The organism is Blastococcus jejuensis (genome assembly GCF_039534705.1).
Classification (GTDB): domain Bacteria; phylum Actinomycetota; class Actinomycetes; order Mycobacteriales; family Geodermatophilaceae; genus Blastococcus_B; species Blastococcus_B jejuensis.
The window spans coordinates 247,929-262,923 of record NZ_BAAAVV010000005.1 but is presented as its reverse complement, the minus strand read 5'-3'; the positions used below and the strand labels follow the sequence as shown (position 1 = coordinate 262,923).

12 protein-coding genes are annotated in these 14,995 nt (G+C 75.9%); all 12 read left to right on the top strand.

The features are described from left to right. The first annotated feature begins 185 nt into the window (after positions 1 to 185). Positions 186 to 620 carry a division/cell wall cluster transcriptional repressor MraZ gene (gene mraZ, locus ABD644_RS12745; protein WP_344689275.1) on the top strand — a complete coding sequence of 145 codons (435 nt, stop codon included), beginning with the start codon at positions 186 to 188 and terminating at the stop codon, positions 618 to 620. 430 nt (positions 621 to 1,050) lie between these two features. Next, complete coding sequence (gene rsmH / locus ABD644_RS12740; RefSeq protein ID WP_344689274.1) at positions 1,051 to 2,046, top strand: 16S rRNA (cytosine(1402)-N(4))-methyltransferase RsmH; 996 nt, start codon at positions 1,051 to 1,053, stop codon at positions 2,044 to 2,046. Then, complete coding sequence (ftsL, locus tag ABD644_RS12735) at positions 2,043 to 2,717, top strand: cell division protein FtsL (RefSeq protein WP_344689273.1); 675 nt, start codon at positions 2,043 to 2,045, stop codon at positions 2,715 to 2,717. Before rsmH ends, ftsL begins: the two co-directional genes overlap by 4 nt. Positions 2,718 to 2,720: 3 nt before the next feature. Further along, complete coding sequence (locus ABD644_RS12730) at positions 2,721 to 4,580, top strand: peptidoglycan D,D-transpeptidase FtsI family protein (RefSeq protein WP_344689272.1); 1,860 nt, start codon at positions 2,721 to 2,723, stop codon at positions 4,578 to 4,580. A gap of 106 nt (positions 4,581 to 4,686) precedes the next feature. Beyond that, on the top strand, positions 4,687 to 6,282 hold the full coding sequence (locus ABD644_RS12725; RefSeq protein WP_344689271.1) for a UDP-N-acetylmuramoyl-L-alanyl-D-glutamate--2,6-diaminopimelate ligase: 1,596 nt from the start codon (positions 4,687 to 4,689) through the stop codon (positions 6,280 to 6,282). Further along, positions 6,279 to 7,676, top strand: a complete 1,398-nt coding sequence (locus ABD644_RS12720) for a UDP-N-acetylmuramoyl-tripeptide--D-alanyl-D-alanine ligase (RefSeq protein WP_344689270.1) — start codon at positions 6,279 to 6,281, stop codon at positions 7,674 to 7,676. The genes ABD644_RS12725 and ABD644_RS12720 overlap by 4 nt, the downstream gene beginning before the upstream one ends. Continuing rightward, positions 7,673 to 8,752, top strand: coding sequence for a phospho-N-acetylmuramoyl-pentapeptide-transferase (gene mraY, locus ABD644_RS12715; protein WP_344689269.1), 1,080 nt, complete (start codon positions 7,673 to 7,675; stop codon positions 8,750 to 8,752). The genes ABD644_RS12720 and mraY overlap by 4 nt, the downstream gene beginning before the upstream one ends. Further along, positions 8,752 to 10,182, top strand: a complete 1,431-nt coding sequence (murD, locus tag ABD644_RS12710) for a UDP-N-acetylmuramoyl-L-alanine--D-glutamate ligase (protein WP_344689268.1) — start codon at positions 8,752 to 8,754, stop codon at positions 10,180 to 10,182. Before mraY ends, murD begins: the two co-directional genes overlap by 1 nt. Continuing rightward, the gene (gene ftsW / locus ABD644_RS12705; RefSeq protein ID WP_344689267.1) at positions 10,179 to 11,642 is read left to right on the top strand and encodes a putative lipid II flippase FtsW; all 1,464 of its coding nucleotides are present in this window, start codon (positions 10,179 to 10,181) and stop codon (positions 11,640 to 11,642) included. Before murD ends, ftsW begins: the two co-directional genes overlap by 4 nt. Beyond that, a complete protein-coding gene (gene murG / locus ABD644_RS12700) occupies positions 11,639 to 12,748 on the top strand; it encodes an undecaprenyldiphospho-muramoylpentapeptide beta-N-acetylglucosaminyltransferase (RefSeq protein WP_344689266.1) in 1,110 nt (369 codons plus the stop codon). Before ftsW ends, murG begins: the two co-directional genes overlap by 4 nt. Next, complete coding sequence (gene murC, locus ABD644_RS12695; protein WP_344689265.1) at positions 12,735 to 14,189, top strand: UDP-N-acetylmuramate--L-alanine ligase; 1,455 nt, start codon at positions 12,735 to 12,737, stop codon at positions 14,187 to 14,189. Before murG ends, murC begins: the two co-directional genes overlap by 14 nt. Further along, a complete protein-coding gene (locus ABD644_RS12690; RefSeq protein WP_344689264.1) occupies positions 14,186 to 14,992 on the top strand; it encodes a cell division protein FtsQ/DivIB in 807 nt (268 codons plus the stop codon). Before murC ends, ABD644_RS12690 begins: the two co-directional genes overlap by 4 nt. Positions 14,993 to 14,995: the final 3 nt, after the last annotated feature.

The following is a 14,995-nucleotide window of genomic DNA, read 5'->3' as shown; positions in this document are numbered from 1 at the left end:
GCCGTTCCGCGCGCCGCTGACCAGCGCCGGGAGGGCTGCGGGAGCAGTGGGGCGGACAGGTCACGACACGGCGACGAGTGGTGTCGAGTGGGGGCTAGTGGGTTACTGTGTCGCCCGGTGGGGAGGCAGGGACCGACCAGGGGTCACTGCGGAGCCATAGGAGGACCGATGCAGGGGGTGATCCGGTGTTCGTCGGCAGCTACCAGTTGCGGCTGGACGAGAAGGGCCGGCTCGCCCTGCCCGTCCGCTTCCGCGACCAGGTGGCCGGCGGCATGGTGATCAAGAAGGGCCAGGAGCACTGCATCTACGGCCTGACCATGGCCCGGGTCGCCGAGCAGAGCGCCGCCGTGGCCGCCATGGCCCCCTCCGACACCGCCGCGGCCCGCATGCGGGCCCGCATGAGCTTCGGGTCGATGGTCGAGATCGAACCCGACAAGACCGGTCGCATCACCATCCCGGCGAGCCTCCGGGAGTACGCGCACCTCGACCGCGACGTCGTCGTGGTCGGAGTCGACACCCGGTTCGAGATCTGGGACCAGAGCACCTGGGACGCCTACGTGGCGGAGCAGGAAGCGGCGTACGCCGACATGGAGAGCGAGGGGATGCCGACCCTGTCGTGAATCCCGGGATCGCCTGCCGGCCAGCAGCAACCGCTCCTGCGGGCCTCCGCGACCGCACCCGAACGAGCCGCCTTCCCCGCGGCTCGACCGGACCCGGGCCCCAGCCGCCTTCCCCGCGGCTCGGTCCCGGACGAAACGGAGACCCGCTCCCGGCCCAGGAGATCCACCCCACCCCCGCGGGGCTCCACCTGGCGCTCTTCCCCGACGCCAGGCGGGCCCCGCGGGTGGCGGGCAGCGGGCCCGCCACCGGGTACGGGCCCCACTCGGACCCACCGCCCCCACTGCGCCCCACCGGCCCCACCGCGGCCCACCGCCCCACTCGGCTCCACCGGAACCGTTACGCATCGCATGGCCCCGCGTCCCACCGCCGCGCGGCCGCGCGCGGCACCATTCCGGGAGCAGACCCGGACCCTTCGAGAGGCAGTCGACGATGAGCAGCACGGGTTCCGCCGCGGCGCCCGAGCCCTCGCGGCCCGCGGTGCACGTGCCCGTCCTCCTCGAACGCGTCACCGAACTCCTCGCCCCTGCCTGCAGCGCGCCCGGCGCCGTCCTCGTCGACGCCACCCTGGGCCTCGCCGGGCACTCGCTGGCCATGCTCGCCGCCCATCCGGAGCTGCGGCTGATCGGCCTGGACCGCGACCCCGAGGCCCGCGCCGAGGCCGCCCGCCGCATCGAGGCCGCCGGGTACGCGGACCGCGCCACCCTCGTGCCCGCCGTCTTCGACGAGCTCCCCGACGTGCTCGACCGGCTCGGGATCGACGAGGTGCAGGGCGTCCTGTTCGACCTCGGCGTCTCCTCGCTCCAGCTCGACCGGCCCGAGCGCGGCTTCAGCTACTCGACCGACGCGCCGCTGGACATGCGGATGGACCCCGGCGCGGGGCGGACCGCCGCCGACGTCGTCAACACCTACTCGCCGAAGGAGCTGGCCCGCGTGCTGCGGGTCTACGGCGAGGAGCGGTTCGCCTCGCGGATCGCCGCGGCCATCGACCGGGAGCGAGCCCGTCAGCCCTTCACGACGACCGCCCGGCTGGCCGAGCTCGTGCGCGACTCGATCCCCGCCGCGACCCGGCGCACCGGCGGGCACCCGGCGAAGCGCACGTTCCAGGCGCTGCGCATCGAGGTGAACGACGAGCTGGGTGCGCTCGAGCGCGCCCTGCCGGCCGCGATCGACGCGCTGGCCGTCGGCGGGCGGGTCGTGGTGATCACGTTCCACTCGCTGGAGGACCGCATCGTGAAGCAGACCCTCGCCGCGGGGGCCGCCGACCGCACGCCGCCGGACCTCCCGGTGCCCGTCCCCGAGCTCGGACCGGTCCTCCGCCTGCTGACCCGCGGCGGCGAGGCCGCTTCCGACAGCGAGGTCGCGGCCAACCCGCGGGCCGCATCCGCCCGTGTCCGGGCCGCCGAGCGCATCCGGAGGGCGGCATGAGCGACCGCGCGACGGCCCGCGCCACCACGGCCCGCGCCACCACGGCCCGCGCCACCACAGCCCGCGCCACCACGGCCCGCGCCACCACGGCCCGCGCCACCACGGCCCGCGCCACCACAGCCCGCGCCACCACGGCCCGCGCCACCACGGCCCGCGCCACCACAGCCCGCGCCACCACCCCCCGCGCCACCACAGCCCGCGCCACCACCCCCCGGACCGCGGTGCCCCGGACGCCCGCGAAGCGGGCCACGCCGGTGCGCCCCGAGCTGCGGCTGGTCGGCACCGCTGCGCCGGCCGGCGCCCGCCCGCGGCGCCACACCCGGCACGACGCCACCCGTCGCCGGGCGCCGTTCGTGCTCCTGGTCGTCGGCCTGCTGGTGGGCACCACGCTGGGCCTGCTGATCCTCAACACCGCGATCGCGGTCGACTCCCTCAAGGCCACGCAGTTGCAGGCCGAGAACGCCGAGCGGGCCCAGGACGTCCAGCGGCTCGAGCGGCGGGTGGTCGCCGGCGGGTCGCCGGCGCAGATCGCCGCTGCCGCCGCCGCGGCCGGCCTCGTGCCGGCCGGGCCGGCCGGCTACCTGGTCATCGCGCCCGACGGATCGGTGGAACTGCGCGGTACCCCCGAGCCGGCTCCCGCACCGGACGCCGAGCCCACGGACGGTGGCTGAGCGGTGCCGAACACGGTCGGCCCCCGCACGACCGGACGCACGATCGCCCGGTCGGGGCAGCGTCCGCCCGGCGGTCGCGGCACGCCGGGTGCGTTCACGTCGCGGCGCGCCCCCGGCAGCCGGCGCAGCGGCGCCGGGCTCTCCATCGACCAGCGGGGGCTGCGCAACCGCTGGGGCCTGATCGTGATGATCACGCTGCTGGTCCTGGTGGTCGGCCGCCTGGCGGTGCTGCAGGGTGTCGACGGCGCGGCCTACGCCAACGCCGCCGAGCAGGACCGGTTGCGGACCTACCCGGTCGCGGCACTGCGCGGCGCGGTGCTCGACAGCGAGGGTCGCCCGTTCGCCTACACCGTCGACGCCTCGCGCGTGGTCGCCGACCCGACGGTCGTCGAGGACCCCGCCCGGACCGCGCTGGCGCTGACGACCCTGCTCGACGTGCCGGTGCCCGAGCTCACCGAGAAGCTGTCGGCGGACGGCCGGTACGTCATCCTCGCCACCCAGATCTCCCCGGAGACCGTCGACGCCATCGAGGCGCTGGAGCTGCCGGGCGTGCTGTTCGAGGACGACCCGGTGCGGCTCTACCCGGCCGGGGCCGTCGGCGGGCAGGTCGTCGGCTTCGTGGGCCGGGAGGACACCGGCCTGGCCGGCATCGAGCAGACCTTCGACGAGGAGCTGTCCGGCACCCCCGGGGAACGCACCGTCGAGGTGGGCAGCGGCGGCAACCCCATCCCGTCGGGCATCGACGAGTCGACCCCCGCCGTCGACGGCAGCACCGTGCAGCTGACCATCGACCAGGACCTGCAGTACGTGATGGAGCAGCGGCTGGCGCAGGCGTGCGCCGACGGCGCGACGACGCGCGCCTCCGCGGTGGTCCTCGACGTCGCGACCGGTGAGGTCGTGGCCATGGGCTCGTGCCCGGGCTACGACCCCGGTTCCTACTCCTCGACCGATCCGGACCTGCTCGGCAACCCGGTCGTCTCCGACGTCTTCGAGCCCGGGTCGGTGATGAAGGCGGTGACGCTCGCGGCGGCCCTCGAGGAGGGCGTCGCGACGCCCGACACCGTCCTGACCGTCAACGGGCACATCGACGCGGGCGACCGCAGGGTGACCGACGCGCACGACCACGCCCCGATCGACTGGACGGTCACCGGCATCCTCGCCAAGTCCAGCAACGTGGGCACGATCATGCTGGCGCGCGAGGTCGGCGACGAGACGCTCGAGCAGTACATGCGGGCGTTCGGCATCGGCAGCCGGACCGGGATCGAGCTGCCGGGCGAGAGCGCCGGCATCTTCGAGGACTCGGCGGACTGGACGGCCAGCCGCGCGGCCAACGTGCCGATCGGCCAGGGCGTCTCGGTCACCACCCTGCAGATGGCCTCCATGTACCAGACCATCGCCAACGGCGGCGTGCGCATCGAGCCGCGCCTGGTCCAGGCGGTGACCGGCCCGGACGGCGACGTGACGGCGGCGCCCGAGCCCGAGAGCACCCGGGTGATCAGCCAGGCGACGGCCGACGACATGGCCTACATGCTCGAGGCCGTCGTCGGCGAGGGCGGCACCGCGCCGCTGGGTCAGATCGAGGGCTTCCGGGTCGCCGGCAAGACGGGCACCGCGCAGCGGGCCAACCCCGAGTGCAACTGCTACGAGGGCGGCGGCTACGTCACGACCTTCGTCGGGTTCGCGCCGGCCGACGAGCCCCGCTACGTCGTGGCCGTCGACCTGGAGCGCCCCACGAGCTCGGCCGAGGGTGGCCAGGTCGCCGCACCGGTCTTCCGCGACGTGATGCGGTACGCACTGACGGCCAACGGCGTGGTCCCGTCGGGCACGCCGCGGCCGGAGTTCGTCCTCACCGGCACCCCCTGACGGCCGGCCGCGCCCGCACCTGGCCCGGCCGTCGGAACCTGCCGCGCCGGGCGGACACTCGTCACCTGCACGGGGGTGCACGGTCCCGCCGGTAGATTGGAGCCCCGTGACCCCGACCGCCCCCGGGTCGGCGCCCCGGCCTGCCGGGAACGCGCCGGTGCCCCTGGCTCGACTCGCCGACCTCGTGGGCGAGCCGATGGTGGGGAGAGCCGACCTCGTGGGCGAGGCGGTGGCCGCCGGTTCGGGTGCGGACCCCGAGATCCGCGGCGTCACCCTGGCCTCGGGCGACGTGCGCCCCGGAGACCTCTACGCGGCGCTGCCCGGCGCCCGCACGCACGGGGTCGCCCACCTCGACCAGGCCGTCGCCGGCGGCGCGGTCGCCGTCCTCACCGATCCCTCCGGTCGCGACGCCGCGCTGGCGTCGGGCCTCCCGGTCTGCGTCGTCGACGACCCCCGCGTGGTGCTCGGCGCCGTGGCCGACCGGGTCTACGGCGAGCCGAGCAGCCGGCTGACCGTCGTCGGCATCACCGGCACGAACGGGAAGACGACGACGGCGTACCTCGTCGAGGCCGGGCTCGCCGCCGCCGGTCTCGGCACCGGCCTGATCGGCACGGTGCAGACCCGCACCCGCGGCACGGGGGCCGACGGCGCCCCGACGGTGACGGCCTTCCCGAGCGTCCGGACGACGCCGGAGGCACCCGCCCTGCACGCGCTGCTGGCGACGATGGCCGAGTCGGGCGTCTCCGCCGTGGTCATGGAGGTCTCCAGCCACGCGCTCGTGCTGGGCCGGGTCGGCGGGCTGCGCTTCGCCGCCGCCGGCTTCACCAACCTCGGCCGCGACCACCTGGACTTCCACGGCGACCTCGAGGACTACTTCCGCGCCAAGGCCCTGCTGTTCGACGGCCGGGCCGGCCGGGAGGTCCTGACGGTCGACGACGACGGCGGCCGGCGCCTGGCCGCCCTGCGCCCGGACGCCACGACCGTCTCCGCCGAGGGCCGCGCGGACTGGTGGGCGACCGAGGTGGCGCCGGCCGACGACGGCGGGTCCACCTTCACCCTGCACGGCCCGGGCGGCCGGTCGTGGCCGGCCCGCCTGCGGCTGCCGGGCCGGTTCAACGTCGCCAACGCCGTCCTCGCCGTCGCCCTGCTCGACGGCGTCGGTGTCGACGTCGGGACGGCGCTGGCCGGCCTGGCCGACACGGTCGTGCCCGGCCGCATGGAGCCGGTCGACGCCGGGCAGCAGTTCGTCGCCGTCGTCGACTACGCGCACACCCCGGACGCCGTGGCGACAGCGCTCGCCGCACTGCGGGCCGCCACTCCGGGGCGGCTGATCACGGTGCTCGGCTGCGGCGGGGACCGCGATCCCGGGAAGCGTCCCGCGATGGGGACCGCTGCGGCCGCCGGCGGCGATGTACTGATCGTGACCGACGACAATCCGCGATCGGAAGATCCCGCCGCCATCCGCGCGGCCATGCTCACCGGCGTCCAGGACGTCCCGGCCGAACGCCGCGCCGAGGTGCACGAGGTGCCGGGGCGGCGGGCCGCGCTCGCCGCCGCCGTCCGCCTGGCGCGCCCCGGCGACACGCTGCTCGTCGCCGGCAAGGGCCACGAGACCGGACAGGAGGTCGCCGGGACGGTGCATCCCTTCGACGACCGCGACGTGCTGCGCGAGGTGCTCGCGGAGCTGGGGACGCACGCATGATCGAACTCTCACTGGCCGAGATCAGCGCGCTGGTCGGCGGCGAGCTCACCGGTGCCGGGGGACACGGGCGCGTCACCGGTTCGGTGACGCTCGACTCGCGCACCGTCGGGGCCGGCGACCTGTTCGTGGCGGTGCCGGGCGAGCGCGTCGACGGACACGACTTCGTCGACGCCGCCGCGGCGTCCGGGGCCGTGGCCGCCCTCACGACGCGACCGCACGACTCGCTGGCCTGCGTGGTCGTGCCCGACCCCGTCGCCGCGCTCGGCCGGCTGGCGGCCGGCGTCCACGAGCGGTTGAGCGCGCGGGGCATGGCGACGCTGGGCATCACCGGGTCGTCGGGCAAGACGTCGACCAAGGACCTCCTGGGTCAGGTGCTCGCCACGGCCGGCCCCACGGTCAGCCCGCCGGGTTCGTACAACAACGACATCGGGCTGCCACTCACCGTGCTCGGCGCCGACGAGCGCACCCGCTTCCTGGTGCTGGAGATGGGCTCGCGCGGGCCCGGGCACATCGCCCGGCTCTGCCGCGTCGCCCCGCCGCAGGTCGGCGTCGTCCTCAACGTGGGCTCGGCCCACCTGGGCGAGTTCGGCAGCCCGGAGGGCATCGCCGCGGCGAAGGGCGAGCTGGTCGAGGCGCTGCCGGAGCACGGCACCGCCGTCCTGACGCACGACGACCCGCGCGTGCGGGGCATGGCAGCCCGCACCCGCGCGCGGGTGCTGGCCGTGGGGCGGGGCCACGACGCCGACGTCCGGGCGACGGACGTGGTCCTCGACCCGTCGGGTCGGGCCCGCTTCACGCTGCTCGCCGCCGACGAGGCGCACGCGGTCGACCTCCGCGTCGTCGGGGAGCACCAGGTGGCCAACGCGCTGTCCGCGGCGGGGGCCGCCCTGGCTGTCGGGATGACGCCGGCCGCCGTCGCCGAGGCGCTGTCGGCCGCCGAGTCTCGCAGCCGCTGGCGCATGGAGGTGGGTCGCCGTCCCGACGGCGTCACCGTGGTCAACGACGCCTACAACGCCAACCCGGAGTCGATGCGCGCCGCGCTCGCCGCGCTGACCGGGATGGCGGGGGAGCGGCGCATCGCCGTCCTGGGTGCCATGGCCGAGCTCGGCGAGGGCGCCGCCGCCGAGCACGAGCGGCTGGGCCGCGACGCGGCCGCCGCCGGGGTCGACCTGATCGTGGCCGTGGGTGCCGATGCGGTAGGCATAGCCGAGGGCGCGACCGCTGCCGGACGTCGCGCGGGGAAGGAGTCGGTGCACGTGCCGGACCGGGCCGCAGCCCGCGAGCTGCTGGCGCACCTGCTGCGTCCCGGCGACGTGGTGCTGGTCAAGGCCAGCCGGTCCTACGGCCTGGAGCTCCTGGCCGCCGACCTGCTGACCGACGGGGGCGCCTCGTGAGATCGGTCCTCATCGCGGCCGGCATCGCCGTGATCATCTCGATCCTGATCACGCCGCTGGCGATCCGCCTGTTCCGGCGTCAGGGCCTGGGGCAGGAGATCCGGGACGACGGTCCCGAGACCCACCTGTCCAAGCAGGGCACGCCCACGATGGGCGGCACCGTGATCGTCGGCGCGACGGTCGTCGGGTACGTGGCCGCGCACCTGCCCCTGGCCGGCCGGCCCGGATGGGGCTTCACGGCCACCGGGCTGCTGCTGCTGTTCCTCATGGTCGGCATGGGCACCGTCGGGTTCCTCGACGACTACCTGAAGATCCGGCACCGCCGCAGCCTCGGGCTGAACAAGACGGCGAAGCTGGTCGGCCAGCTGGTGATCGGCGTCGCCTTCGCGGTGCTGGCGCTCAACTTCCCGAACAGCGATGACGTGACGCCGGCGTCGACGACGGTCTCCTACGTCCGCGACATCGCGCCGTTCGCCCTCGGCGCGGTCGGGTTCGTCATCCTGGCCTACCTGTTCATCGCCGGGTTCTCCAACGCGGTCAACCTCACCGACGGTCTCGACGGCCTGGCCGCGGGCTCCTCGGCGATGGTGTTCTCCTCCTACGTCTTCATCTCCTTCTGGCAGTTCACCCACGACTGCGCCAACGAGCTCATCGAGGGCTGCTACACCGTCCGGGACCCGCTCGACGTCACCCTCGTGGCGGCGGCCGGCCTGGGCGCGTGCATCGGCTTCCTGTGGTGGAACACCAGCCCGGCGCGGATCTTCATGGGCGACACCGGGTCGCTGGCCCTGGGCGGCGTCCTGGCCGGGCTGGCGATCGTCACGCGCACCGAGCTGCTGCTGGTCGTGACCGGGGGCCTGTTCGTCGCCGTCACCCTCTCGGTCGTGATCCAGGTGGCGTTCTTCCGCGCGACCCGGCGGCGGGTGTTCCGCATGGCCCCGCTGCACCACCACTTCGAGCTGGCCGGCTGGACCGAGAACACGGTGATCGTCCGGTTCTGGCTGGTGACCGGGATGGCCGTGGCGTTCGGGATCGGGCTGTTCTACGCCGACTGGCTGAACTTCGTCGGGCTGTGATGTCCGATCTGGCCGGTCGCACGGTCCTGGTCGCGGGGCTCGGGGTCTCGGGTGCTGCGGCGGCCCGCGTGCTGCTCGACGGCGGGGCCCACGTGCTGCTCACCGACGCCGCGGAGCCGCCGGTCGTCGCCGACCTGGTGGCCGCCGGCGCTAGCTGGCTCGGGGCGCTGTCCGAGGTGCCCGGCTCCGTCGACCTGGTGGTCACCTCCCCGGGCTGGCGGCCCGACGCGCCGCTGCTGGCCGACGCCGCGCGCCGCGGCGTCGAGGTGGTGGGGGAACCGGAGCTGGCCTGGCGGCTGCGCGCCGGCGCCGACGACGGCACCGCTGCCCCGTGGCTCGCGGTGACCGGCACCAACGGCAAGACCACGACGGTGACGATGCTCGAGGCGATCCTGCTGGCCGCCGGCCGGCGCGCGGTGGCCGCCGGCAACGTCGGGCGGCCGCTGGTCGAGGTCGTCACCGCCCGGGGCGACGACGGCGCGCCCGCCTACGACGTGATCGCCGTCGAGCTGTCCAGCTTCCAGCTGCACTGGTCCTCGTCGCTGGCCCCCGCCGCGGCCGCGGTGCTGAACGTGGCCGACGACCACACCGACTGGCACGGCTCCTTCGAGGCCTACCGGGATGCCAAGGCCGCGATCCTCCGGCACGCGCCGGTCGCCGTCGCCGACGCCGGTGACCCGGTCGCCGCCGCGCTGGTGGCGGCGCATCCGCACCCGGTGACCGTGACCCTCGGTGAGCCCGGCCCCGGCCAGCTCGGTGTCCGGTCCGGGGTGCTGGTCGACCGGGCCTTCTCCGGCGACCCGGCGGGCGAGGTGCTCCTCGAGCGCACCGCCCTGGAGCTCCCGGGACCGCACAACACGGTCAACGCCCTGGTCGCCGCCGCCCTCGCCCGGGCAGCCGGGGTCCCGGCCGACGCGGTCGCCCAGGGGCTGGCCGGCTTCCGCGGCGGCGCGCACCGGAACGTCCTGGTGGCGACCGTGGGCGGGGTGGACTACGTCGACGACAGCAAGGCGACCAACCCGCACGCGGCCGGCGCGTCCCTGGCCGCCTACCCCCGCGTGGTCTGGATCGCGGGCGGGCTGCTCAAGGGCGCCGACGTCGACCCCCTGGTCGCCGCGGTCGCGCCGCGGCTGGCCGGGGTGGTGCTGCTCGGCCGCGACCGGGAGCGGATCGCCGCATCCCTCGCGCGACACGCCCCATCAGTCCCACTGGTCACGGTCGCCAGCGGCGACGATGACCGGATGGACGGGACGGCGACCGCTGCGGAGGAGACGATGACCCGGGTCGTCGCCGCCGCGGCCGGGCTGGCCCGACCCGGCGACACCGTGCTGCTGGCGCCGGCGGCAGCCTCGATGGACGTCTTCCGCGACTACGCCCACCGGGGGCGGGCGTTCGCCGACGCCGTCCGGGCGCTGGGCGGCCCCGCGTGAGCAGCACCGAGGCGCCACTGCGCCCGGGCGGCCGCACGACGCGCGTGGAGCGCCCGGCCCCGCCCCGCCTCGTCGGCCCGGCCTGGCTCGACGGCCCGATGACCAGCTGCCACCTCGTGCTCGGAGCCGCGGGCCTGCTGCTGGCCATCGGGCTCGTGATGGTCTTCTCCGCCTCCGCGATCGAGGCCGCCCTCGACGACCAGCCGGCCTGGGCGCCCGGCGTGCAGCAGCTCATCTGGGCGTGCATCGGGGTCGGCGCGATGCTGGTCGCGCTCCGGCTGCCCACCGGGCTCGTGCGCCGCTGGTCGCCGATCGCCCTGCTCGTCGTCGTCGCGATGCTGCTGCTGGTCCTCGTCCCGGGCATCGGGCTGAAGCTCAACGGGGCGCGGCAGTGGTTCGACCTGGGCTTCGCCAACCTGCAACCGTCCGAGATCGCCAAGCTCGTCTTCGCGCTGTGGGGGGCGCACGTCCTGGCGCTGCGCGAGCGGTACCTGACGACGACGTCCCTGCTGGTCCCGGTGCTGCCGGTGTTCGGCATCCTGTCGCTGCTGCTGATCGCCGAACCCGATTTCGGCGCCGTGGTCAGCCTGGGGCTGGTGCTGATCGGGTTGCTCTGGGCCGGCGGCATGCCGCTGCGCTGGTTCGGCATCCTCATCGGCGTCGCCGCGGCGGGGATCGCCATGATGGTCTGGCTGGCGCCCTACCGGATGGCCCGCATCACCGCGTTCCTCGACCCGTTCGCCGACCCCGCCGACGGCGGGTTCCAGGCCATCCGCGGCATGTACGCGCTGGCCACCGGAGGCCTGTGGGGCGTGGGGCTGGGCAACAGCGCGATGAAGTGGAACCTCCTGCCGCACGCCCAGTCCGATTACATCTTCGCGATCATCGGCGAGGAGCTCGGCTTCCTCGGCTGCCTCGTCGTCGTCACCCTCTACGGGGTGCTGGCCTACGCCGGCTTCCGGATCGCCCGCCGGTCGGCCGATCGGTTCGTCCAGCTGGCCAGCGTGGCGATCACCGTGTGGCTGATCGGCCAGGCCGCCATGAACATGGGGTACGTGGTCGGACTGCTGCCGGTGACCGGCGTCCAGCTGCCGCTGATCTCCGCCGGTGGCACGTCCCTGGTGCTCACCCTGTTCATCGTCGGTCTGCTCGCCCGCTTCGCCCGCGCGGAGCCGGCGGCGATCGAGAGCCAGCGGACCCACCCGCGCGGCCGGCTGTCCCGTCTCCTCCTGCCGGTGCCCGCGGTCGCCGTCGACCCGGTCCGGCCGCGGCGCCGTCCCGAGGACCGGGTGCCGGCGCGCTCGGTGGCCGGCGGCGGTCGCACGGTCGTGCACGCCACGGGCGCCGTCCCGCCCCGCCGGCAACCACCGTCGGGCGCCGCCCGCCGGCAGTCGCCGCCGCCCGCCGCCCGCCGGCAGCCGGCCCCGGGCGCGGCCCGCCGCCCGGGCGGGCCGCGATGAGCCGCCCGGTCAGCGTCGTCCTGGCCGGGGGCGGAACCGGTGGGCACATCGAGCCGATGCTCGCGCTGGCCGACGCGCTGCGCCGCCGGGGCGACGGCGACATCCGGATCACCTGTCTCGGCACCGCGCGCGGCATGGAGACGCGCCTGGTGCCGGCCCGCGGGTACGAGCTGCGGCTGATCCCGCCGGTGCCGCTGCCCCGCACGCCGACGCTCGACCTGCTCCGCGTGCCCGGTCGCGTGCGCCGGTCCGTGGCCGAGACCCGGGCCGTGCTCGACGAGGTGGGCGCGGACGTCGTCGTCGGGTTCGGCGGGTACGTGGCGCTCCCGGCCTATCTCGCCGCGCGGCGGGCCCGGGTCCCGATCGTGGTGCACGAGCAGAACGCGCTGCCCGGCCTCGCCAACCGCGTGGGGGCGCGGCTCGCCGCCCGCGTGGCGGTGACCGTGCCGGGCACCCCGCTGCGCCACGGCGAGCACGTGGGCATGCCGCTGCGGACGGCGATCGGCACCCTCGACCGGGCCGCCCGCCGGGCCGAGGCCCGCGCCGAGTTCGGGCTGGAGCCCGACCGGCCGACCCTGCTGGTCGTCGGCGGATCGCAGGGCGCCGCCTCGCTGAACCGGGCCGCGGTGGCCGCCGCGGACGCGCTCACCGCCGCAGGCGTCCAGGTGCTGCACGCCCGGGGCCCCAAGAACACCGACGTGATCGTGCCGCCCCGCCCCGCCGGGAGCGCGCCCTACGTCGTCGTGGACTATCTGGAACGCATGGACCTCGCCTACGCCGCCGCCGACCTCGCCCTGTGCCGGGCCGGTGCGGTGACCGTGGCCGAGCTCTCGGCCGTGGGACTGCCCGCGGCCTTCGTGCCGCTGCCCATCGGCAACGGCGAGCAGCGGCGCAACGCCCTGCCCGTCGTCCACGCCGGGGGCGGGCTGCTGGTGGAGGACGCCGACCTCGGGCCCGCCTGGATCGAGGCGCAGCTGCTGCCGCTGCTCACCGATCCGGCAGCCCTGGCCGGCTACGCCCGGCACGCCGCCGACGCGGGGGTCCCCGACGCCCACGAGCGGCTCGCCGACATCGTGCTGGAGGTGGCGAGCAGTGAGCGCCGCTGACGTGGCGGCCTGGACGGACCCCGTGCCGTCCCCCGAGGAGCTCGGCGCGGTCCACTTCATCGGCATCGGGGGGGCCGGCATGAGCGGCATCGCCCGGATCCTGCTGGCCCGTGGCGTGCGGGTCTCGGGCAGCGACCGCCGCGACACCCCGACCCTGCTGGCGCTGCGCGCCCTCGGCGCCCGGGTCGAGGTCGGGCACGACCCGGCGCACCTCGGCGACGCCGACACCGTCGTCGTCTCCACGGCCATCCGGGCGGACAACCCCGAGCTCGCGACGGCGCGGGAGCGGGGACTGCGGGTGCTCCCGCGCGCGGTGGCCCTGGCCTCGGTCATGGCCGGCCGCCGGAGCATCGCGGTGGCCGGCACCCACGGCAAGACCTCGACCACCTCGATGCTGACCGTCGCGGTGCAGGCCTGCGGCGTGGACCCCTCGTTCGCCATCGGCGGGGACCTCAACGAGTCGGGCAGCAACGCGCACGCGGGGCAGGGCGACGTCTTCGTCGCCGAGGCCGACGAGAGCGACCGCTCCTTCCTCCTGCTCGATCCCTTCGGCGCCGTGGTCACCAACGTCGAGGCCGACCACCTGGACAACTACGGCGACCTGGCCGCGGTCGAGGCCGCGTTCGACCGGTTCCTGCAGACGGTGGACCCGAAGGGGTTCGTCGTGGTCTGCGCCGACGATCCGGGTGCCGCGCGGCTGCGGACGGTGGAGGGACCGGCGCGGCTGCGCACCTACGGCCGGGCCGAGGACGCCGACCTGCGGCTGGTCGACCTGCACGTGGCCCAGGACGGGACCAGCTACACCGCCGTCCTCGACGGCACCGTGCTCGGCCGGGTGCGCATCCGCGTCCCCGGCGAGCACATGGCGCTCAACAGCGCCGCCGCGCTGCTGGCCGGCCTCGAGCTGGGCCTGCCGGGCGACGCCCTCGTCGACGGGCTGGCCCGCTTCGGCGGCGTCCACCGCCGCTTCGAGCTCAAGGGTGTCGCCGGCGGGGTCCGGGTCTACGACGACTACGCCCACCACCCGACCGAGGTCACCGCGCAGCTGCGCGCCGCCCGCGCCGTCGCCGGCAGCGGACGCCTGGTCGTCGCCTTCCAGCCGCACCTCTACAGCCGCACCCGGGAGTTCGCCGCCGGGTTCGGCGCGGCGCTCGGGTTGGCCGACGAGGTCGTGGTCATGGACGTCTACGGCGCCCGCGAGGACCCGGTGCCCGGTGTCACCGGCGCGATGGTCGCCGACGCGGTGCCGCTGCCGGGTGACCGGGTGGTGTTCGAGCCGTCCTGGTCGGCGACCGCGCCGGCGCTGGCCGCACGGGCCCGCCCCGGCGACCTCGTGCTGACCATGGGCGCCGGCGACGTGTCGATGGTCGGGCCGGAGGTCCTCGAGGCGCTCGCCGGCCGGGTCCCGGGGGAGGACGATCCGGGGGAGGGGCCCCGGTGAGCCGGACCGGTACCACCACGCGGGACCGCATCCGGGCACCGCGACGGACGGCGGAACGGCACGGCGGTTCCTCGCCGGTCACGCCCCTGGCCACCCGGCGCCGCCCGCGGCGCGGCGGCCGCCGCCGTCGCACGGTGCTCGCGGGAGCCGGGGTGCTGGCGCTGGGGCTCGCCGTCTGGCTGGTCTGGGCCGGTCCGCTCCTGGCGGTGTCGACCGTGCGGGTCGACGGCGTCTCGTCGCTGTCGGCCGAGCTGGTCCGCGAGGCGGCCGGGGTGCAGCAGGGCACCCCGCTGCTGCGGGTGGACGTCGACGCCGCCGAGGCGCGGGTGGCCGACCTGCCGCAGGTGGCCTCGGTCGAGGTCACCCGTGGGTGGCCGCAGACCGTCGTCGTCACGGTCGTGGAGCGCGTGCCGGTGGCCGTGGTGGGGGAGCCGGGCCGGCGCTCGCTGGTCGACGCCGAGGGCGTGCTCTTCGACTCCGTGTCCGGCGAGCCGCCCGCCGGTGTCGTGCAGCTCGTCGTCGAGAACCCCGGTCCCGACGACGCCGCGACGACCGCCGCGCTCACCGCGATCGGCTCGCTGCCCGACGCGCTCCGCGAGCAGGTCGCCGGGGTGGCCGCCGCGGATCCCGAGGACATCTCGATGGCCCTGACCGACGGCACGATCGTGCGGTGGGGCAGCGCCGAGGACTCACCGGCGAAGGCGAGCGCGCTGGCCGCCCTGGTGGACCAGATCGCCTCGGGGTCGCTCGAACCGGCGACGACGATCGACGTGAGCGCTCCCGACGCGGTGGTGCTCCGGTAGTTC

Coding starts and splice junctions, on each gene's coding strand:
- rsmH (WP_344689274.1), top strand. CDS start 1,051: ATGAGCAGCACGGGTTCCGCCGCGGCGCCCGAGCCCTCGCGGCCCGCG.
- ftsL (WP_344689273.1), top strand. CDS start 2,043: ATGAGCGACCGCGCGACGGCCCGCGCCACCACGGCCCGCGCCACCACG.
- ABD644_RS12720 (WP_344689270.1), top strand. CDS start 6,279: ATGATCGAACTCTCACTGGCCGAGATCAGCGCGCTGGTCGGCGGCGAG.
- murD (WP_344689268.1), top strand. CDS start 8,752: ATGTCCGATCTGGCCGGTCGCACGGTCCTGGTCGCGGGGCTCGGGGTC.
- murG (WP_344689266.1), top strand. CDS start 11,639: ATGAGCCGCCCGGTCAGCGTCGTCCTGGCCGGGGGCGGAACCGGTGGG.